Raw genomic sequence first — 20,589 nt, forward strand, 5'->3', positions numbered from 1 at the left:
TTGAAGCGCTTGGGAACGGGGTTTTGTCGGGCGTGGGTGGTAGGTTGCCGCGCTTCGGTCTCCGGTGTTCAGGGACCGAAGCGCGGCATCAGGTCAGAACGTCTGGAACACCGCGCGCCAGCCGCCGACGACAGGCAGTTCGACGGACGTCCTGGCGAGGTCCAGCGACAGGCCGACGCCCGGCTTCGGGCGCAACGTGTAGTCGTAGTCGCTGGAGATCAGCACGAACTCGAGCCGGTGGCCGGCCTGCAGGATGTAGTCGTCCGGCACGATCGGCACGCTGACGTCGTAGAACTTGCCCGGCTTGATCGGCGACGTCCTGTCCGGCCGCACCCGGTTCTGCGGGTCGGTCGAACCGCGGGTGATGACGCTCGACTTGCCGTCGGGAGCACGGTCGACGAGCAGCGTCGTCACGTTGGCCGCAGGCCGGTCGAAGGCGATGCGCAGGTGCGCGGTCGACTTGCCTGAGAGCCGCAACGGCTTCCGCGTCGGCTCCGACGTGTAGGAAAGCCGGTTCGGCGAGATCGCCTGGTCGATCAACGACTCTGCCGTCTTCGTCGCGTCGTCGGTCAGCTTTTCCACGCCGTGGCCCGGCAGAATCCCGAGGCCGCCCTTGGCAGATCCGCCTGGGGACAGCCGCAGCCGCACGTCGGACGTGCCGGGAGCCGGCCAGTCCTTCTCGTCGACCCATGTCTTGTCCTCACGCTGCAGCGTCGCCTTCGGCTCCTTGTCGATGCCGTTGCGGTGTCCCCAGAGGTACTGGGTGAACCAGCGGTTCAGCGTGCGCCGCCACTCGACCGAACGCAGCGTGTCGGCGTCGGTGTGCCCGGACTGATGCAGCCAGATCTTGTGCGGGACACCGACCTTCTTCAACGCCGAGTACCACTGCTCGACGTGCGTCATCTTGACGTTCCAGTCGTTGAGCCCGTGCACCGCCAGCACGGCCGCACGGACCTTGTGGACGTCGTTCAGGTAGTTCCGCTTGTCCCAGAACTTGCTGTAGTCGCCGGTGATGCGGTCCTGGTCCTTCGCGATCTCGGCGATGATCGGCTTGCAGATCTCCTTGTCCGCTCGGGTGTAGACGTACTCCGCCAGCACGTCGGCGTCCTCACCCTGGAACGTGCCGGGTGCCACCACAGCCCCATCGGCGCGGTAGTAGTCGTACCAGCTGGAGATCGCGGCGATCGGCACGATGGCTTCCAACCCGCGCACGCCCGTGGAGGCAACGGCGTTGGGCAACGTTCCGTTGTAGGAGACGCCCATCATGCCGGTCTTACCGGTCGACCAGGTCGCCTTGATGGGCTCGCCGGTGGCGGTACGCGCCGTCGCACGGCCGTTGAGCCAGTCGACGACGACACGCGCGCCGATCGTCTCGTTGACGTCGCCCGTCGTCGGGCAGCCGGTCGACTTGCCGGTGCCGAGCGATTCGGCGTAGACGACGGCGTACCCGCGCGCGATGAAGTAGGCCTCGTAACGGCCCGAGGTGATCGGGTTCGGCCCGAGGGCGGCGGTGACGCGTTCGTCGGCGGAGGCCTTCAGCAAACGGCCGTCGCGCTTGTCGGGCACGTACAGCTCGACGTCGACGTTGTGGTTGGCGACATCGTTGCCGCCCGAGAAGTACGGGCTCACCATGTAGACGACCGGGACCTTGAGACCGCGTTCGGTGGCGCGCGGCCGGACGACCTCGGTGTAGACCTCGTCGTCCTTGCCGTCGCGGTCGCTGTCGACCGGCGCCCGGACCCAGAGGCTCTCCTTCACCACGTCCTTCGGGTCGAAGACGGGTTGCGCCTCGCCGTCCTTGAACACGGGTCCTTCGGCGGCGTGGGCCGTGGTCGGCAGAAAAGGCAGGACAAGCACCGCTGTCAGCAGTGCGACTCTTCGTGCGCCCCTCACGAGGCACCCCCTATGCAACGCCAGGTACAGGGATCCGCCCTGCACCCTTCCCGTTGACTGCAAGACATGCCACCCGTCGATCGGCCCTTGACCTGAGAGCATGGGCCGTGCACATTTCCGACTTCGTCCACGCATTGCCGAAGGCCGAGTTGCATGTCCACCTCGTGGGCGCGGCTTCCCTCGACACCGTCCTCGCACTCGCCCGCAACCACCCCGATGGGCCGGTGCCCACCGACGAGGCGGCGCTGCGGAAGTTCTACGAGTTCACGGACTTTCGGCATTTCATCAACGTGTACGGCGTCGTCAACGACCTCGTCACGACCGGAGAAGACATCCGCACCCTCGTCGTCGGATACGCCCGCGACGCCGCGCGAACCAATATCCGATATGCGGAGCTGACGATCAGTGCGACGAGCCATCTGCGGGAGGGCATCGCGTCCGACGAACTCGTCGAGGCACTCGAGGCAGGACGCAAAGAAGCGCTCGCAGTACACGGCGTGGCGTTGCAGTGGATCTTCGACGTGCCCGGCATCTGGGACCGCGACTGGGGGATGACGAGCGCGCGGTTCGCGGCCGAGTACCGGCCGGAAGGGCTCGTCGGGTTCGGGCTGGGCGGTTTCGAATCGGATTCGCCGAGGGCGAAGTTCCGCGAGGCGTTCGCCCTCGCGCGCGACGCCGGGCTGCACATGGTGCCGCACGCGGGCGAGACGACGCCGCCCAGCGAAATCTGGGCCGCACTGCGTGATCTTCGTGCCGAGCGGATCGGGCACGGCGTCAGCGCGGTGCAGGATCCGGAGCTGCTGCGGCATCTCGCCGACGAGGGAGTCGTCGTGGAGGTGTGCCCGACGTCGAACATCCGCACCGGCGCGGTGAAGTCGCTCGACGAACACCACCTGCCGCGGCTCGTCGAGGCCGGGGTGCCGGTGACGATCAGCACCGACGACCCCGGCATGTTCCACACCGACCTCGACCACGAGTACCTGGTGTGCCACGAGCGGTTCGGGTTCGGCCGCAGCGAACTCGCCGGCCTCGCACGGGCGGCGGTGCAGGCGTCGTTCGCTCCGGCCGAGCTCAAGGATCAGTTGCTGAAGGAGATCGACGCCCTATGAGTGGTGCGTGTGTGGTGACGACGACCGTTGACTCCGAGGAAGCCGCGGAGTCGTTGGCGAGAGGAATCGTCGGGGCACGGCTTGGCGCGTGCGTGCAGATCGTGCCGATTCGCAGCGTCTACCGGTGGGAGGGTGAGGTGCGCGTCGACGCGGAATGGCAATGCGTCGTCAAGACGTCCGCCATCCGCGCCGACGAACTCGTCGCGCACATCAAGGCGCACCACACCTATGACGTGCCCGAGGTCGTAGTCACCCCCGTCGTCGGGGGTAACGACGACTACCTCGCATGGGTCTCAGAGGAGACTTCTTAGGTGGCGCGGCAGCGGCTCGGTGTGCAGGACGCCGAGCCGTTGCGTCGCCCTCGTCAGCGCCACGTACAGCTCGCTGGGCAACATGCGTTGCGGTTCGACGACGAGGACGACGTCGAACTCCAATCCCTTCGACGCACGCGGCGACATCCAACGATCGCCGATGACGGCGATCGTGCGGCCGTTGCGTGCGATGGCGTGTGCGTCGAGTTCGTCGCGCACAGCCGCCGATAGATCTGTGACGCGTCGCGCCCACGGCCGGACGCCCGTCTTGCGCACCGACACGGGTGCTGAGGCGTCGGGGTCGACGAGCTTCAGAACCGGGGTGGCGACGGCCATGATCTCGCCGGGCGTGCGGTAGTTGACCTCCAGCCGTCGGTAGGAGAACCGGTCGAACACCGAGCCCCAGCTCCGGACACCACCTGCGGCCTGGCGCTGGGCCAGGTCGCCGACGACGGTCATGGACCTGTTGGGGCAGCGGCGCAGCAGCACGCGCCAGTCCATTGCAGACAGTTCCTGTGCTTCGTCGACGACAACGTGGCCGTATGTCCACGTGCGGTCGTCGGCGGCTCGTTCGGCGAGAGAGCGGTGGTCGCGCACCTCGTGCCGGACGGCCAGCACCGCGGCATCGACGAAATCCGTGACGATGTACTCGTCGTCGTCCGCGCGTTCGTCGATCGACAGGACGTCCATGACGCCGCGCGCGTATTCGAGCTGTTCCTCCTCTTCACGCTTTGCCGCGCGTTCCGCGGCGCCGTCGGACCCGAGCAGTTCGGCGAGCTCGTCGAGCAAAGGCACATCGGACACCGTCCACGCGTCGGCGTCCTCCCGGTACAGCTCCGGCACCCCGATCCGGAAACAGCGGCCCGCGTACAGGTCGGCGAGCAGCTGCTCCGGCGTGAGCTGCGGCCACAACCTCTCGACGGCGTCGCGCAACGCGATGCTGTGGCGCAGCTCGTGGCGCACGTCCTCCTCGATCTCCGGCCAGTCGACGCCGATGAGCCGCATCGCCGGCGCGACCAGCTCCTCGGCGAGCGCGAGGAAGAAGTACCTGCGGGCGGCGTTGTGCGGCAGCCCGTAGTAGCGCGTTTTCTCGCGTGCGACGGCGGCGACATGCGCGTCGAGCGGGACGACGACGTCCTCCAGCTCGATCTCGATGGGCTCGTCGGGAAGTTCCTGCCGGTCGGCGACGGCGATGGCCAACAGGTCCAGAACTGATATATCGCCTTTCAGTCGTTGCAACGGCGGGGTGTCTTCCACGTCGGTGCGGACACCGGGATAGAGCTCGCCGGGCGTCGCGAACACGACGTCTGTCTCCCCCAGCGACGGGAGGACGTCGCCGACGTAGCGGAGAAAGCCCGTGTTCGGACCGACGATCAGCACACCATGCCGCGACAGGCGTTCACGACGCGTGTACAGCAGGTATGCCACTCGGTGGAGGGCCACGGCGGTCTTGCCGGTACCGGGGCCGCCCTCGATCACCAGCACGCCGGGGCCCGAGTAGCGGATGATCTCGTCCTGTTCGGCCTGGATGGTCGCGACAATGTCGCGCATCGTCGCGGTCCGCGGCGCGTTGAGGGCGTCGAGCAGTGCTGTCGTGTCGGTCAGCAGTTCGTCGTCGTGGAAATCGCACAGCTCCCGGTCGCGGACGCGGAAGTGGCGGCGCAGCACCAGGCCTTCCGGATTCGCCGCGGTCGCGGTGTAGAACGGCCGCGCCGCCGGTGCCCGCCAGTCCAGCAGCTGCGGTTCGAAGTCGTCGCCGAACAAGCCGACGCGGCCGATGTAGGTACGTTCGCCTTTCTCCGAGTCGATGCGACCGAAGACCAGCCCCTCCTCCGCCGCCCGGTACTTCCCGACCTCCTTGGTCAGCACGTCGACGGCGGCTTCGCGATCCAACCGCTGGGTGACGGTGTCCCGCAGCGCGGCCGCAAGGTCTGCAGCCGCTTTGTTCCGTTCCTGGTCGAGCTTTTCATACAGAGAGGTGATTCGTGCCTGTTCGCTCGCCAACACCTTGCCCCCTGTGATACAATAATTCTGTCTTCCCGGAAAATTGATTCCGAAAATGCAAAGCCATTCTTTGTATCACAGATCAGCGGCGTGCGACACCCCTTGTGAAGTCGGGTGCGCCGTCACTGACAATGATCGCCGAGGTGCCGCTCCGCAGGCGTCTGAGCTGCATGGTCCATCCGGCAGCTTCGCCTCGGCACAGAAGTGCTCGCTCCGCTGACCGATCAGCCACCGCCGCTCGCATGACCTTCGGTAATTCGTCGCGCGACACCGGGAAAGGTACGATTCAGCCACGTGCTGGCAGTGCACGAAAGCGGAGTAGACGCAGTGCAAGCATAAGGCTGGTCATCCTGGGCAACGACGGTTTCCACTGGTATGTCGCGCATTGCTCGCCGACCGGTCGCCCGCCCGCGTCACCGAGGTCGCACTTCACGACCTGGACCCCACGGCTCGCGGCGATCAGCGGTGTCCTGGCTGAGCTCGCCGCTGATATATCGGATGCGCCAGCCATCAGGACCTCGACGGACCTCGGCGAGACACCACGGTGCCGTCTTCGTGCACTCCGCGATTCGGGTGGGAGGGCTCGACGGGCGCGCGACCGACGAGAGCGTCCGGCGTTCCTGGCCTTGTACGCGCCTGAGCTGATCCGCGCCGGAGGGCCGACGAAGCAGGTGCCGGGGTTGGCGGAGTACTCGGACCTGATCGAGAGCTGGCTCGCCGAGCTCGCGGACCGCGGCAGCTCGGTGAGCATCGTGTTCCGGTTCGTCGAGCGCATCGCTTCGTCGGACCTCGCGAGCGAGCGGGGCATCTTCCAGATCGTGTCGAAACGTTCCGAGAGCGACGAGCGCACGTTCTACGGCCGCTTCCACACATGTGCGCGACGCACCGACGGACGGTGGCGCATCTGCATCGACTACGACACTGACGAACGGTCAGCGACGTTGGGGGAGGAGTTCCTCGCGGCGGTCGATGTCGACGACGTCGACGCGTTCAGCGCACCGGACACAGTTAGGGCTTGATGTTGGGGCCTGATGCCGAGTGGCGTCGTCCTTAACTACGCTCGTCCACAAATGGACACCACCACCTCTCGCCGCGTGCCGCTCGTCATGGGCATCGCCGTGCTCGTGCTGCTGCTGGACCAGGCCACGAAGTTCTGGGCCGAGAGCGCGCTGACCGGTCGCGCACCTATTCCCGTGCTCGGGGAGTTCCTGCAGCTCAGGCTCCTCTACAACCCCGGTGCCGCGTTCTCCATCGGCGCTGGGTCGACGTGGGTCTTCACCATCGTCGCGGCGGTCGCGGTCGTGCTGCTCGCGCGGTACGGCCTGCAGCCGCAGACCAAGCTGAGGGCGGCCGCGCTCGCGTTGATGCTGGGTGGCGCGACGACGCACCTGCTCGACCGGCTGTTCCGGCCGCCGGGTTTCGCGCGTGGGCACGTCGTCGACTTCATCGACTACAACGGCTGGTTCGTCGGCAACGTCGCGGACATCGCGCTGGTGTGCGGCGCGATCCTGCTCGTGCTGCTCAGCTTCACGCCGACGAAGCAGCCTGCTTCGTGAGCGTGTCCGCGCGGCGGGTGGTCTCGGGCAGGCGGTAGCGCGGGGCGAGACGCAGGACCTCTGCGCACGCCCGGTCCAGGTCGATCTTGTGGCCGACTGACACGAACACCGGCTTCACGCCGTCCTGCGTTCGCAACGCCCTGCCGACGACCTCGTCGTCCATGACGAGGTCGCTCATCGACCCGCGGGCATGGCCGGGCTGCTCGAACTGGCCCATCGCGTTCTTCGCGACGCCGACACTCGGGATGCCCGTGTGCACCCCGAGATGGCACGCAAGCCCGAACCGGCGCGGGTGTGCGAGGCCCTGACCGTCCGCGACCAAGAGGTCCGGCGTGACCGTCACCCGATCGAGAGCGCGCAACAGCACCGGCATCTCCCGGAACGCGAAGAGCCCGGCGATATATGGGAAGTCCGTCGTGTCCTCGACAACCACCTCGTCGAGGACGACCAGCGTCTTTGCATCGAACACCACGCAGACGCCCGCAACTGTGTCGTTGCTACGGTAGCCGACGTCTAGGCCTGCGACGGTGGCTATGTGCAGGTCAGGAGCGCTGATGGTGATCACCTGGGTGCGCAGACGCTCTTGCAGTGCGATGGCGTCGTCAACCGTTCTGGGCCACTCCACGGGCGACAGTGTGCCGTGACGTGTCGTAGTGGGCGGCGAGGAGGTCGTCGCCGAAGTCACCCGAATGGCGACGCCAGACGGTGTGGACGTGGTTGGCCTCGTTGGCGGTGTTGTCGTACTCGATGAGCAGTTCCGGGCCCTGGATCCGGTAGTAGTGGCCCTCGCCGCGGCGCAGCGAGCCTTCCCACGAGAAGTGGAGGCGTTCCGGGTCGATTCGGGCGAACTCCTCGTCGGCCAGTTCGAAGGCGAGCCGGTCGAGGTAGAAGCGGACGATGTCGACGAGCATCTCTCCCGCTGACTTGCCGAGCTGCGCGGGCGTCACGCCGACCGGTTCGGACGGGCTGACGCGCGGGGAGTTGCCGCTGCGGATGTCGTGGGGTGCGGTGTCCGACACGACGGCCAGGCGGCGTGCGGTCGGGCCCATGCGGTCGAGCAGTTCGCGGGCCAGTTCTTCTTCGAGTCGCAGCGGCTGGCCGACCACGCGGCCGCGGTAGGTGACGCGGGCCGGGTTCGCGCCGAGGAAGAACGGTGTCGCGGAGACGCGGCCGTCGGCGACGACGACGCTCACGGACAGGTGGTGTCCCTCGACGCGCCATCCCCACGGCTCGTCGCCGCCGGGCGTGCCGAAGAGAACCGTCCAGAAGTCGCCGTTGTGGCGGTCACGATGGCCGCCCTCACGGTGGTCGAGCACGTCCTCGAGCGCCATCACGGCTGCGGCCTGCGCATAGGCATGTGGGCTGAGCACGGTCGCGAGCATGCCGTGTACGGCTTTGCGCTGATCGCGTCGTAGTTCGCCGAGCACCAGGCCCGGTCGTGTGCCGGGCGTGTACGCCCAGCGGTGTCGGAGGTCGTCGTCGGTGACCGCGCGAATGGCGTGTTCGCGCTGGTCACCTTCGAGCAAACCAATATATTGGTGCGTGGCGTCGCCGACGTCGTGCAGCATCATTCGAACTTATAGGCCTTGAGGTTGCGCAGCAGCAGGTAGCAGTTCTGCAGTGAGCCAGAGGTGTCGCCGAGCGAGCGGTAGATGCCCCACTTCGGGCGCAGCCGGTCGTCGAGCCACGTGTCGACGTTGGTCTTCGTCGCGTCGAGCACGGTGCGGCCACCTTCGCGGACGACCCAGCGGACGCGACCGGTGCCGTTGCCGACCTTGATCTCCACCTCGGTGTCGATCCACTTGTTGTGCAACGGCTCAAGGTCGACGCTGCCGACGACCACGTTGCCCTCGGTGACCTTGAACTCGATCTTCTGCACGCCGCCGGTGCGGCGCAGCGACATGACCGTCACGGGCGCGGAGCCGAGGCCTGGCATCTTCGTCTGCATGATGTGGGTGAACGAGGTCGTCGACTTCAACGAGCTCGGGATGAACATGGAGTAGGTCCACTTCCACGTCTCACCGTTGCCGATGTCGATGTTCTGCCCGCCGGCCTTCATGCCGCGAACCTCGTTGCGTTGCCGGTCCGTCGACGTGTCGCGGTCGCGGGTGTGCATGTCGAACCGGTAGTCGTTGCCCGACACGTAGATGTGCTTCGTGCCGGGATGCGACCCGGCACGGTCGTCCTCGACGCCCTCGAAGGCGCCGAGCCCGTCCTTGTTCGCCTGCGGACTCCACTTGAGCTTCCAGGTGGCCGCCTGCGCGAGCCCGGAACCGCCCACGAGCAGCGGGACAGCCGCCACGCCACCGATCAACGCCGAACGCCGAGTGATCTCCACGCCCGTTCCTCCCAGCATCCATGGCGGCGGATTGAGGGAAATGGTCTGCACCAGTGCGGGCGTGATCACATCACCGACTGACCCGAGAGTCAACATTGAGTGACCCGCCGGGTCAGCCGGTTGAACGTTTCACCCGATCAAGCGTGGTCAGGCCGGGCGGTCAGCCTTGGACGATGTAGGCCTGGAGCTGGTCCTGCGACTGTTCCAGCTGTCCGATGCGGCTCTTCACGACGTCACCGATGCTGACGATCCCGACGAGCTCCCCGTCGGAGACCACGGGTACGTGACGGAAACGCCGTTCGGTCATCACGACCGTGAGGCTGTCCACCGTGTCCGACGGCGAGCACGTGAACACGTCGGTCGTCATGATCGCGGATACCGGGGAAGACAGCAGGTCCGCACCTGATTCGTGCAGACGGCGGACCACGTCGCGCTCGGACACGATCCCCGTGACGCCGGACGGGCCGACCACGACGATCGCGCCGACGTTGTGTTCGGCGAGCGCTCTGAGCAGTTCGGTGACCGGTACGTCCGGGTCGATCGTCGCGACCGTCGATCCCTTGGTGCGCAAAACGTCAGCGATCCTCATCTGGCGCCTCCGATCCTGTCGGTCCGGTAGCACCTCAGGCTAGATCGGATCCGGACAGAACGGGAGATCACACCCCGAAGGGAGCAGGGGACGCATTCGAGCGAATGCGTCCCCTGCGGTGTCGCGCCTGGTTCGGCGTCGGCTACGCGGTTCCTCCGCGGCGACGGGTCGCGAACTGGCGCGGCTGGACTACCGGAACACGCTGTTGTGGCAGCTGGAAGTGCGTGTTCTGGTCCTGCTTACCGCGCTTGCTCGCACGACGTGCGGCGCGGTTGGACGGCTCGGGCGGAGTGGTGGCAGGCATGCGAAAGCCTCCTCGCGAAGAGGGCGTGCAAGGACACGGCGGAACAAGGGCCGTGAGAGAAGGACCCGCGGAAGGGTCACCGAGACGACAGCGAGGTCGCGAGAGCGGCGTCAAGAGCGCCGCGGGGCTTCATCAGATGAAGTACATGCCGCAACGGTAGCGACGCCGTCACGGCGCGCCAACTGATTTATCCGCGGGCTCGAGCCGCTGCCGCTCCGGCGCCCAGCATCACCAGGATGATCGTGACCATCGCCCACTTGCGGGACTTCGTGAGCGGCGTGGTCTCGGCGACCAACGGAAGGTCCTTGCGGGGCGCGGGTTTCTGTCGCGCGGCCCGCACGGGCGCGGGCTGCGGTGGCACAAGCGGCGGAGGCGTCGTCGTGACGGGAGGCGGCACGACGACGGGGGTGTGCGCCGGAGTCGGTTTCGGGGCAGGAGGCGGCGGGGGCGGCGGGACCTCGGGTCTGGGCGCGGGAGGTTCGACGTGGGGCGGCATCGGGTTCGGCAGGCATCCCGCCGCGTCGATCATGCCCATCTGCGGGCCTTCCGACACTTCCGTCGCAGCGGTACCGGTGATCCGGTACAGGCGGCTGCGGCCCTTATAGCCGTTGTTGGTCGCGTAGACGGTGCCTGCGGAGTCGATCACCACGGCGCCATACGTGGACCTGCCGGGCAGGTCCTCGATCTCCGTCCTGCCCAGCACCCGTCCTGAAGCCGGATCGAACGACACGACCTCGCCCGGCCCCCAGCCCGCCGCCGACACGCCGGTCAGCTTCCCTGCCGCGTCGACCGTGAAGTCGTCGAGCGCGAGAGCGGGCCAGTCCAGCACGACGGTGCGCACGATCTCGAGGTACGAGGCGCTGCCAGGGTCGATGTCGATCGCGTGCAGGCGGGCGTTGTCCCGGACGTAGAACGTGGTGCCGATGACCGCGCCGGCGGACACGTCGTCGGTGCGGAACCAGTGCGCGTCAACGGGTCCGAGGTCGCTGACCCCGCCCTTCGGGTCGATCAGGACGACGTGCGACGGGTTCTTCCACCAGTGGTGCCCCTTGGAGGTAAGACCAACCAAACGGCCCAACGCCTCCGAGTACCCCAGCGCGTTCACCGCGTAGTCGAGATGGGCCACTTCCGTCACCCCACCGGATGACACGTCGAGTTTCGTGAACGTCGAGAGCGCGCCTCGGTGGGACGAACGGACTTGAAACGCGTCACAGTTCGGCGGTGCGGCATGGGCAACAGTGCTGGTGAACGGCGCGGAAAGCACCAAAAGAGCCGAGACGGTGCTCAACGCAAGCATATTCCGGCGCCACCGGAATGGAGTAGCCCAATACGACAACTGGGTATTCCTGCTGTTGCCGCGCATTCCCACCTGACCATTACTCGTTAACCAGACCGTGCTGTACCGGTCACAGTAGACCGTGGTCTAATCCCACACCAGAAAGGAGCCGAATTGAGCATTTACGTCTCCGGCCTGCTCTGGGTCCTCGGTGCGGCCGCCCTGTCCGCCATCGTCGTCGTCATCACACGGCGGCTCGGCTCGGAGGAAGTCGGCGAGAAGAATCTCGGCGCCGGCGGTTCGGTGTTCAGCATCGTCGCGGGCCTGCACGCAGTCCTGGTCGCCTTCATCCTCATCTCCCTGTTCGACGCGTCCAACACCGCCGCGGAACAGGTGCAGAAGGAAGCCAACGCGCTCGTCGCCGTCGACTGGTCGTCCGACTCGCTGCCGGAACCCGCGAAGTCCAAGGTGGAGCAGCTGATCCGCGCCTACGTCTCTACGGTCGTCGACGAGGAATGGCCGCGCATGCGCGCAGGAGAGGACGTGGACAACAAGGGCTGGACCACGTTGAACCAGCTCAGGGAGACGATCGCGACGGCGGCGCCGGACGGCGACTGGCAGGAGGACCGCAAGACCGAGGCCGCGAACCAACTGTGGGAGGTCTACCAGGCGAGGCAGGAGCGGCTGGACGCGGCGGGCAACGGCGTGAACCCGGTCGTGTGGCTCGCGCTGCTGATCGGCACCGCGCTGTCGCTGCTGTTCCCGTACCTGTTCGGCGGGCCGAACCTGATCTCGCAGTTGCTGATCACGATAACGCTGAGTTCGACGCTGGTTCTGCTGTTGTTCGCCATCTATCAGATGCAGAACCCGTTCAGCGGTGGTGTGCACATCCCGCCGGACGCGTTCAGTTCCGCACTGGATCGGCTGAGCTAGCGCGAATCGGCCGTTCCGTCCGCTTCTTCGATCTCCACGGACAGGACCTCGCCGTCGATGACGTTCGGCAACGGGTCCGCGTGGGTGAAGTAGCGGTTCGCGAATGCGCCGACCGCTCTGGTGGACGCGGCGTCGACGCCACCGCCGATGACGCCGCCCAGGATCGGAACGCCCTTCACCACGACCGTGCCGAGCTTTTTTGTACCGTATTTTGTGATGAGTGCCGACGCGGCCTTCTTGGTGAACTGCTTGATGCCGACTTTTTTGAACAGCTCGGTTCCGGCATTGCCGAGCAGGCACAGCAGGATGGCCGTCTGCACCTCTTCGCTGTCCACGTCGTGGCCGCGCACCGACGCGATGGACGCGATGAGGTGCGTCTGGATCACGTAGGCCGCGGCGACGTTGGACGGCAGCGAGATGGGCAGCGTGATCAGGCCGCCGAGGTTCGTGATGAAACCCTGCGCGCCGGCCAGCGCCACGTGGGTGCGGATGAGGTGCTTGATCGCGTCGGTCTCGCTGCCCTTCTTGACCAGCGCGTCGGACGCGGCCTCGCGTGCGCTCTTGAACGGGCCGAACCCGTCCACTCCGGCCCGCAGCAGGTAGTCGGCGATGCCCTGCTGGACCTTGTTCAGCTCGCCCTTGGACTCAGCCACAAACCCGACATTACGCGTCCGGCCGCCGCTATGAGACCTCAACCGGTGAGTCGGCGATCGTGGTGATCGCACCCGTGCTGCCGTCCACGGTGATCCGCTCGCCGGTCTTGATCCGCGTCACTGCCTCACGGACACCTACCACCGCGGGGATGCCGTACTCGCGGGCGACGACCGCGCCGTGCGAGTTCGCGCCGCCCATCTCCATCACGAGTCCGCCCGCCGTCAGGAACAACGGCGTCCAGCCCGGATCCGTCGACGGGGCGACGAGGATCTCGCCGGGTTCGAGGTGGGCGCCGACCGGGTCCATCACGACTCGGGCGATGCCGGTGATCGTGCCCGCCGACGCCGGTGTGCCGACGAGGTCGCCCTCTGCGGCGACACCGTTGTGCACCGCTTCCGGTTCCGTGCCGTCCGACAGCAGCACGCGCGGGATGTGCCGGCGCCGCATCTCGCGGTCGTAGACCTCGCGGCGCCCCGCCACGAGCGAGCGCAGATCTCCTTGCGTGGAGCGCATTTCCTCGAAGTTCAGGAAGAACACGTCGTCGGCGTTGTCGAGGCGTCCATCCGCGACGAGCTGGGCGCCGACCTCGGTGATGCGCTTCCGCAGGGCACCGAACAGAGTGATGATCAGGTACTTCGGGTACTCCCGCAGACCGGCGAGCAACCTGGTGCGGCGCAACGCGAAGCGCACGAACCAGCCGCGGCCCCAGGCGCGCCGCGCCAGGGCCTCGATCATCACTTCGGCTTCGGCGGCGCCGCGGGCGAACACCACGTCCGGATGCGCGTTTTCATCGTCCAGGCGCAGGAAGTTCCGCACGACACCGATGACGTACGTCGGGTCGTCGGACCACCTGGGCAGGCCGAGGTCGATCTCCGCCACGGCCCGGTGGCCCCACTTCGCGAGGAACTCGTCCAGGGCTGCGGGACGTTCACCGTTCTGGAACTGCTGCAGCGCAAAGGGATCGCGCTTGATCTCCTGCGCGAGGTCCCACATCGCCATGTCCATCTCGGTGGTGATGTTGTTCGGCAGGCCGCGCAGGATGGTCTGCAACTCCCCCGGCTTGGTCTTCACGACCTTGCTGACGAGCCCGAGCAGCGCGAACCCGACCAGTGCGGTCGGCGCGAGCCTCGGCAGCACCGGGACGGTGCATTGCCGCAGCGCCTGCTCGATCGAGAGGGTCGCGGCCTTGCCGAGGATCTCCTGTTCCATCCCGAACGCGTTCCGCGCGGCCTTCTCCGGATCGGCCAGCGCCTTCATCACGGTGACCGGGGCGTGGAACCTCCGGGCGAGGCGCAGCACGCGCTTGATCGCAGGGGTCGGCGAGGAGGTCCTGATCGCGAAGCGCGGGTCGTCGAACAGGCCGCGCAGCACCTCCGACGAACGAGCCTCCATCACCCCGAGCAGTCGCGTGACGAACTCGCGGCCGACCTTGCTCTGCAGAACTTTGGTGGCGTCGAAGAAAATCCTCTCACCAGCCTCCACATAGGACCTGCTCTTCGGGTCGCCGATCACGATCTCGAAGGCCGCCTTGGAGATCTCACGGAACGCCGCGCGTCCCATCGGCGTGATCGGGCGTTCGAGCCCCTGTGCGAGGCTGAAGCAGAAGTAGACGTGCGGGCCGCCGTCGTGGTTGTCCGGCAACGGGAACAGCGTCGTGATCGGCCGCGCCTGGGTGAGGTGCAGCTCGCCGTCGGCGTCGATCGCCCACTCGGTGTCCTGTGGCGTGCCGTAGTGCTGCTGCACCTTGCGGCCGAGGACGGCGAGCGCGTGGATCTGCCCGTCGGTCAGGCACGGTTCCTCGTTCTCGCCCACCTCGACGTGCTCGGTGCCGCCGCCGGGCAGCGAGCGGATGACGAACTTCTTGTCCCCCAGCCGCCTTTCGACGATCTCTGGCCCGTCGACGACGAAGTGGTCGGGGTTGACCGCACCTGACACGACCGCCTCGCCGAGGCCGGGGCTCGCGTCGATGACGATCTGGTCGCGCTTACCGGTGACCGGGTTCGCCGTGAACATCACCCCGGAAACCGCGGACTGCACCATCCGTTGCACGACAACGGCGAGGTACGTCGTGGTGTGGTCGATGCCGTTCGTTTCGCGGTAGCTGACCGCGCGGTCGGTCCACAGCGACGCCCAGCAACGCCGTACGGCGTCGACCACGGCGTCCTCACCGACAACGTTGAGGAACGTGTCCTGCTGGCCCGCGAAGCTCGCGAACGGCAGGTCCTCGGCCGTCGCGCTGGACCGCACCGCGACCGGGGTGCCGTCGCCGAGCTTGTGGTACTCGGCGACGATCGCGTCCCGGATCTCCTGTGGCACAGCGGTTTCGAGCAACGTCCTGCGAGCGTTCTCCGGAGTCGTGCTCGCCAGCTCGTCGGCCGCCGCTACGGCGCGGTAGGCGTCCGTGGTGACGCAGAAGCCCTGCGGCACCGGCAGTCCCGCCCTGGTGAGCTCCCCCAGGTTCGCGGCCTTGCCTCCCACGATGGCGAGCATCGTGCCGTCGATGGCCTCGAAATCCACACAGTAGGCGTCCATGAAGCTGAGGCTACGACCGTCCGGCCAAAAACTCAACACGTGATGAATAAATCACTCGCGTGGGGTGAACGCCCTGATCAGCGCGGCGATCTCGACGAGGTCCTCCTCCAGCGCGAAGTGGCCGGTGTCGAACAGGCACAGCTGGGCGTCGGGCAGGTCCCGCAGGTAGGCCTTGGCCCCGGCCTCGATGAAGAACGGGTCGCCGCGCCCCCACGTGATCAGCGTCGGCGGCTGGTGTTCACGCAGGTAGGCCTGCCATTCCGGGTACTTGGCGACGTTGGTGTGGTAGTCGAGGGCGAGGTCGATCTGCGGTTGTGGGCGCAGGTCGAGGTAGTGCTGGTCGAGGGTCCACGTGTCGGGCGAGATCGCCTCGGGGTCCCGGACGCCCTCGAGGTAGCCGAACTTCGTGTACTCCAGCGCGAGCATGTCGCGGGCGGCCTGCGGGTCGCGGTTGGCGATGAAGCCCTTGGCGAGCCCCGACAGGCCGTCCTCGTAGGCGTTGCCGTTCTGGACGATCAGCCCCTTGATCCACTCGGGGTGGCGCGTCGCGATGCGGAAGCCGACCGGGGCGCCGAAGTCGAAGACGTACATCGAGAAACCCGTGAAGCCGATGGTTTCCAGGAACTTCTCGATCGTGTCCGCGAGGAAGTCGAACGTGTAGTGCGGGTTGCCGGGAACCTCGGTGTGGCCCGAGCCGGGATTGTCGGGCGCGACGATGTGGAAGTCGTCCTTGAGCTCCTCGATGAGCCGCGCGTACTGGTGCGAGGCGGACGGGAAGCCGTGCAGCAGCAGGAGTTTGGGCGCGTCCGGGTCGCCCGCCTCCCGGTAGAAGACCTTGATCCCGTCCACGTCCGCGTGCCGATGCCTGGTCACATGTGTCTTTGACGTCATGACGCATTAGACTAATGGGTACTTCGCGTGATGTACAGTTAGTTCGTGCTCGCGATCGACTTCGTCAACACGCTGACGTCCGAGGGCGACCGCTTGGAGGAGTGGTCGTCGTCGCAGGGTTTGCCCTGGTCGGAGAACTTGAGAGAGCTGCGCGGCCACGTCGAGGCAGCGGTGCTCGCAGCGCGGGACGGCCTCGAACCGGACCTGGCGCCGTTGAACGCGGCGTTGCGCGGCGCCCCGGCGTACGACGTGCTGACCTGGTCCGGTGCCGTGGAGGTGTCGCGGGAGCGGGAGGGTGACGAGGTCGCGCGGGCGCTCGCGGTCCTGGCGGGCGCGGCGGCGGAGCTGCTGGCGTCACCGGCCGTGCGGAAGGTGAAGACGTGTGAGGCGCCGGGGTGCCGGCTGCTGTTCCTGCCCGCGCATCCGCGACGCCGGTGGTGTGATCCCGCGACGTGCGGGAACCGGGTGCGGGTGGCGCGGTACTACCAGCGGCACAAGGACTAGCGGCGCACCCAGTCCGGGAGCTTGATCGTGACGCCTGCGGTGCGTCCACTCGCGTCGCGGCACCCCAAGCTGCGGATCGACATGAGACGACCAGGTCGAGGTCATCCACAATGGACGCGTCGACGTCAGCTACGTGAGGCTGCCGGTCCCCACGGCGGGACGGCGCTGTTCACCGAGCCGCGCGTGGCCGTGCTGCCGGCGACACATCGCTGGCGTGGGCCGAACACCGGCACACGCCATTCATCACCGAGTTCAGCGCGATTGCCCAGCAGGTGTGAAGACGAAGCTGTCGCGGAACCCGCCATCGCCCCGCCGCGTCGCCATCAGCCGCAGCTCCGGCATGAAGTGGAAGAACACGAGCGACCCCGACCGGTCCGGATAGCCGAGCGTCTTCGAGTACTTGGGATTGGTGCCGCCCAACCACAACGGCGGCTCGCCGTACTCCGCGATCACGTCGTCCAGCACGCAGTCCGACTCCCCCAGCACACCGGGAATCCGGCTGTCCGCGTCCAGCGACAACCAGCCCTGCCGATGCGCCAGATCCGCGTACACCGACGCCATGACGTCCTCGCTGCGGTGGCCGAGCACGTCGTGCACGGCGCCGCTCACCATCGCCGCGTTGGCCGCGCCCCGCTTCACCAGCGCGTCGAGCTCGGCCTGCCAGCGGTCCGTGCGGTCGTCGGCGAACGCCAGCGCGTCGAGGAGGGTGAGGATCACCGGCTCGCCGCCGTACATGCCGGGACGGCGGACAGCGGCGTTGAGCTGGCCGAGCAGGTAACCGCGTAAGTCGTCGAACGAGCGCATCTCTCTCCCTGCGGCAACAAGAAAGGAGCGGCCAGGAGATGGCCGCTCCTTTCCCGTTGTTCTATCAGCTGCAGCCGGACGTGCTGCCGCAGCCCTCGCACAGGTAGCAGGACCCGGCCGGACGCATCTTCGTGCCGCAGGTCATGCACAGCGGCGCGTCAGCGGCCTTGCCCAGGTGCAGCTCCAGCAGCTCCGTCGAGCTGCCGACCTGCTTCGGCGCGGCGGCGGCCTCGGCCTGAGCCGGAGCGGCCTCCACCGACCCGCGCAGGCCCTCGATGTCCACTTCGGACGACGTGGGCGCGCCGTACTCACCGGCCACCTGGGCGGAACGCTCGTCGGCGGTGAAGATACCGAGCTGCGCGCGCTTGTCGTACGGCAGGTAGTCGAGCGCCAGGCGACGGAACAGGTAGTCCAGCACCGACGTCGCGATGCGCACGTCCGGGTCGTCGGTCATGCCCGCCGGCTCGAAGCGCAGGTTCTGGAACTTCGAGACGTAGAACTCGAGCGGGATGCCGTACTGCAGACCCACCGAGATGGACATCGAGAACGCGTCCATCACACCGGCCAGCGTCGAGCCCTGCTTGCCCAGCTTGACGAAGATCTCGCCGAGGCCGTTGTCCGGGTAGGAACCGGCGTGCAGGTAGCCCTCGGCGCCACCGACCGTGAACGACACGGTCTGCGACGGGCGCTTCTTCGGCAGGCGCTTGCGGACCGGGCGGTACTCGACGACCGTCTCGGACTTCTTCTCCTCGGTGGCCTTCGCGGACTTGCCCGCCGACAGCGGCTGGCCGACCTTGCAGTTGTCGCGGTAGATCGCGAGCGCCTTCAGGCCGAGCTTCCAGCCCTGGTAGTAGATCTCCTCGACGTCCTCGACGGTCGCCGTCTCCGGCATGTTGACCGTCTTGGAGATCGCGCCGGACAGGAACGGCTGCGTGGCCGCCATCATCCGCACGTGGCCCATCGGCGCGATGGAACGCTCGCCCATCGCGCAGTCGAAGACCTCGTAGTGCTCGCGGCGCAGGCCCGGCGCGTCGACGACGTGGCCGTGCTCGCCGATGAACTCGACGATCGCCTCGATCTGCTCTTCCTGGTAGCCCAACGCCTTCAGCGCGCGCGGCACCGTCTGGTTGACGATCTGCATCGAGCCGCCGCCGACGAGCTTCTTGAACTTGACCAGGGCCAGGTCCGGCTCGATACCGGTGGTGTCGCAGTCCATCATCAGGCCGATGGTGCCGGTCGGCGCCAGCACGGACGCCTGGGCGTTGCGCCAGCCGTTCTTCGCGCCGATCTCCAGCGCCTGCTGCCACGCCTCGGTCGCGACCTTGTGCACCGACGAGTCGTTCGCGTGGTAGGTGCGGATCAGGTCGTTGGCGGCAGCGTGCTTGCGCATGACGCGCTGGTGCGCGGTGGCGTTGCGCTTGTAGCCGTCGTACGCGCCGACGATGCCCGCGAGCTCCGCGGAACGGCGGTACGAAACACCGGTCATCAACGAGGTGATGGTCGCGGCGAGCGCGCGGCCGCCCTCGGAGTCGTAGGCGTGGCCGGTCGCCATCAGCAGCGCGCCGAGGTTGGCGTAGCCGATGCCGAGCTGGCGGAACTTGCGGGTGGTGTCCGCGATCGGCTCGGTCGGGAAGTCCGCGAAGCAGATCGAGATGTCCATCGCGGTGATGATCAGCTCGACGGCCTTGGCGAACGTGACGGCGTCGAACTTGCCGTCGTCACCGAGGAACTTCATCAGGTTCAGCGACGCGAGGTTGCAGCTCGAGTTGTCGAGGTGCATGTACTCCGAGCACGGGTTGGACGCGGTGATGCGGCCCGACTCGGGGCAGGTGTGCCAGTCGTTGATCGTGTCGTCGTACTGGATGCCGGGGTCGGCGCACTCCCACGCGGCCTTCGCGAGCTTGCCGAAGAGCGTCCGCGCGTCGACGCGCTCGATGACCTCACCGGTCTGACGCGCGCGCAGGCCGAACTCGCCGCCGCTCTCGTAGGCGTGCATGAACTCGTCCGAGACGCGGATCGAGTTGTTCGCGTTCTGGTACTGCACCGACACGATGTCCGCGCCACCGAGGTCCATGTCGAACCCGGCGTCGCGCAGCGCGCGGATCTTGTCTTCCTCGCGCGCCTTGGTCTCGATGAACTCCTCGACGTCCGGGTGGTCGACGTCGAGCACGACCATCTTCGCGGCACGGCGGGTGGCGCCACCGGACTTGATGGTGCCCGCGGACGCGTCGGCGCCGCGCATGAACGACACCGGGCCGGACGCGGTGCCGCCGGAGGACAGCAGCTCCTTGGAGGAACGGATGCGCGAGAGGTTCAGGCCGGCACCGGAGCCGCCCTTGAAGATCAGCCCCTCCTCGCGGTACCAGTTGAGGATCGACTCCATCGTGTCGTCGACCGCGAGGATGAAGCACGCGCTGACCTGCTGCGGCGAGGTGGTGCCGACGTTGAACCACACCGGCGAGTTGAAGCTGAACACCTGGTGCAGAAGCATGTAGGTGAGCTCGTGCTCGAAGATCTCCGCGTCCTGCTCGGAAGCGAAGTAGCCGTGCTCCTTGCCCGCACCCACGTAGGTCTTCACGACGCGGTCGATCAGCTGACGCAGCGACTGCTCGCGCTTCTCGCTGCCGACGGCACCGCGGAAGTACTTGCTGGTGACGATGTTGGTGGCGTTCACCGACCAGAACTCGGGGAACTCGACACCGCGCTGCTCGAAGTTCACCGACCCGTCACGCCAGTTCGTCATGACGACGTCGCGGCGCTCCCAGGTGACCTCGTCGTAGGGGTGGCGGCCTTCGGTGGTGTAGACGCGCTGGACCTTCAGCGCGGCAGGCTTGGCAGCCGCCCGTGCGGCAGTCTTCTTGGCTGAACCGCCGACCGTCTCGGTCACGGTG

The 20,589-nt window shown here is 67.2% G+C and carries 19 protein-coding genes; 6 read left to right on the forward strand and 13 right to left on the reverse strand.

Annotation, left to right across the window (positions count from 1 at the left end; all coding sequences use genetic code 11):
• Positions 1–93: 93 nt before the first annotated feature.
• On the reverse strand, positions 94–1,893 hold the full coding sequence (locus JOD27_RS28750) for a Xaa-Pro dipeptidyl-peptidase (RefSeq protein WP_204765418.1): 1,800 nt from the start codon (positions 1,891–1,893) through the stop codon (positions 94–96).
• A gap of 107 nt (positions 1,894–2,000) precedes the next feature.
• Between JOD27_RS28750 and add the strand changes: the two genes are divergently transcribed.
• Positions 2,001–3,002, forward strand: a complete 1,002-nt coding sequence (gene add, locus JOD27_RS28755; protein ID WP_307830376.1) for an adenosine deaminase — start codon at positions 2,001–2,003, stop codon at positions 3,000–3,002.
• A gap of 14 nt (positions 3,003–3,016) precedes the next feature.
• On the forward strand, positions 3,017–3,313 hold the full coding sequence (gene cutA, locus JOD27_RS28760) for a divalent-cation tolerance protein CutA (protein ID WP_372441755.1): 297 nt from the start codon (positions 3,017–3,019) through the stop codon (positions 3,311–3,313).
• Here cutA and JOD27_RS28765 read toward each other — a convergent pair.
• Positions 3,296–5,320, reverse strand: coding sequence for a helicase (locus tag JOD27_RS28765; RefSeq protein ID WP_307830377.1), 2,025 nt, complete (start codon positions 5,318–5,320; stop codon positions 3,296–3,298). The genes cutA and JOD27_RS28765 overlap by 18 nt on opposite strands.
• Before the next feature lie 623 nt (positions 5,321–5,943).
• Here JOD27_RS28765 and JOD27_RS28770 point away from each other — a divergent pair.
• Complete coding sequence (locus JOD27_RS28770) at positions 5,944–6,336, forward strand: YybH family protein (RefSeq protein ID WP_204765421.1); 393 nt, start codon at positions 5,944–5,946, stop codon at positions 6,334–6,336.
• A 51-nt stretch (positions 6,337–6,387) separates the two neighbouring features.
• Positions 6,388–6,873 carry a signal peptidase II gene (gene lspA / locus JOD27_RS28775; protein WP_204765422.1) on the forward strand — a complete coding sequence of 162 codons (486 nt, stop codon included), beginning with the start codon at positions 6,388–6,390 and terminating at the stop codon, positions 6,871–6,873.
• On the opposite strand, the gene JOD27_RS28780 is transcribed toward lspA, so the two are convergent.
• The 6 genes from JOD27_RS28780 to JOD27_RS28805 all read right to left on the reverse strand — a co-directional run bounded on the left by JOD27_RS28780 (position 6,845) and on the right by JOD27_RS28805 (position 11,230).
• On the reverse strand, positions 6,845–7,558 hold the full coding sequence (locus JOD27_RS28780; RefSeq protein ID WP_307830378.1) for an endonuclease V: 714 nt from the start codon (positions 7,556–7,558) through the stop codon (positions 6,845–6,847). The genes lspA and JOD27_RS28780 overlap by 29 nt on opposite strands.
• Entirely contained in the window at positions 7,476–8,441 is a 966-nt protein-coding gene (locus tag JOD27_RS28785; protein WP_204765423.1) for a DUF3500 domain-containing protein, read from the reverse strand. Before JOD27_RS28785 ends, JOD27_RS28780 begins: the two co-directional genes overlap by 83 nt.
• A complete protein-coding gene (locus JOD27_RS28790; protein ID WP_204765424.1) occupies positions 8,441–9,211 on the reverse strand; it encodes a Tat pathway signal sequence domain protein in 771 nt (256 codons plus the stop codon). Before JOD27_RS28790 ends, JOD27_RS28785 begins: the two co-directional genes overlap by 1 nt.
• 160 nt (positions 9,212–9,371) lie before the next feature.
• Complete coding sequence (locus JOD27_RS28795; protein ID WP_204765425.1) at positions 9,372–9,800, reverse strand: CBS domain-containing protein; 429 nt, start codon at positions 9,798–9,800, stop codon at positions 9,372–9,374.
• A 142-nt stretch (positions 9,801–9,942) separates the two neighbouring features.
• The gene (locus JOD27_RS28800) at positions 9,943–10,104 is read right to left on the reverse strand and encodes a hypothetical protein (RefSeq protein WP_204765426.1); all 162 of its coding nucleotides are present in this window, start codon (positions 10,102–10,104) and stop codon (positions 9,943–9,945) included.
• A 187-nt stretch (positions 10,105–10,291) separates the two neighbouring features.
• Positions 10,292–11,230 (reverse strand): DUF6923 family protein, encoded by a 939-nt coding sequence (locus JOD27_RS28805; protein WP_204765427.1) that lies wholly within the window; start codon positions 11,228–11,230, stop codon positions 10,292–10,294.
• 324 nt (positions 11,231–11,554) lie between these two features.
• Here JOD27_RS28805 and JOD27_RS28810 point away from each other — a divergent pair, with 324 nt between their 5' ends.
• On the forward strand, positions 11,555–12,313 hold the full coding sequence (locus tag JOD27_RS28810; RefSeq protein ID WP_204765428.1) for a bestrophin-like domain: 759 nt from the start codon (positions 11,555–11,557) through the stop codon (positions 12,311–12,313).
• Here JOD27_RS28810 and JOD27_RS28815 read toward each other — a convergent pair.
• The 3 genes from JOD27_RS28815 to JOD27_RS28825 are packed head-to-tail and all read right to left on the reverse strand — an operon-like array spanning position 12,310 to position 16,390.
• A complete protein-coding gene (locus JOD27_RS28815) occupies positions 12,310–12,966 on the reverse strand; it encodes an EcsC family protein (protein ID WP_204765429.1) in 657 nt (218 codons plus the stop codon). The two genes, JOD27_RS28810 and JOD27_RS28815, sit on opposite strands and share 4 nt — an antisense overlap.
• Before the next feature lie 28 nt (positions 12,967–12,994).
• A complete protein-coding gene (locus JOD27_RS28820) occupies positions 12,995–15,499 on the reverse strand; it encodes a PEP/pyruvate-binding domain-containing protein (protein ID WP_204765430.1) in 2,505 nt (834 codons plus the stop codon).
• Positions 15,500–15,550: 51 nt separating this feature from the next.
• Complete coding sequence (locus tag JOD27_RS28825) at positions 15,551–16,390, reverse strand: alpha/beta fold hydrolase (protein WP_204765431.1); 840 nt, start codon at positions 16,388–16,390, stop codon at positions 15,551–15,553.
• Between the two features lie 45 nt (positions 16,391–16,435).
• Between JOD27_RS28825 and JOD27_RS46845 the strand changes: the two genes are divergently transcribed.
• Positions 16,436–16,894 (forward strand): CGNR zinc finger domain-containing protein, encoded by a 459-nt coding sequence (locus tag JOD27_RS46845; protein WP_204765432.1) that lies wholly within the window; start codon positions 16,436–16,438, stop codon positions 16,892–16,894.
• Between the two features lie 252 nt (positions 16,895–17,146).
• Here the strand turns inward: JOD27_RS46845 and JOD27_RS28835 are convergent, their stop codons facing one another.
• Together JOD27_RS28835 and JOD27_RS28840 are read right to left on the reverse strand one after the other, a co-directional pair.
• Complete coding sequence (locus JOD27_RS28835; RefSeq protein WP_204765433.1) at positions 17,147–17,698, reverse strand: hypothetical protein; 552 nt, start codon at positions 17,696–17,698, stop codon at positions 17,147–17,149.
• Between the two features lie 64 nt (positions 17,699–17,762).
• Positions 17,763–20,585 (reverse strand): vitamin B12-dependent ribonucleotide reductase, encoded by a 2,823-nt coding sequence (locus JOD27_RS28840; RefSeq protein ID WP_204765434.1) that lies wholly within the window; start codon positions 20,583–20,585, stop codon positions 17,763–17,765.
• Positions 20,586–20,589 lie beyond the last annotated feature (4 nt).

Origin of the sequence: Lentzea nigeriaca (assembly GCF_016907955.1) — a bacterium.
Classification (GTDB): domain Bacteria; phylum Actinomycetota; class Actinomycetes; order Mycobacteriales; family Pseudonocardiaceae; genus Lentzea; species Lentzea nigeriaca.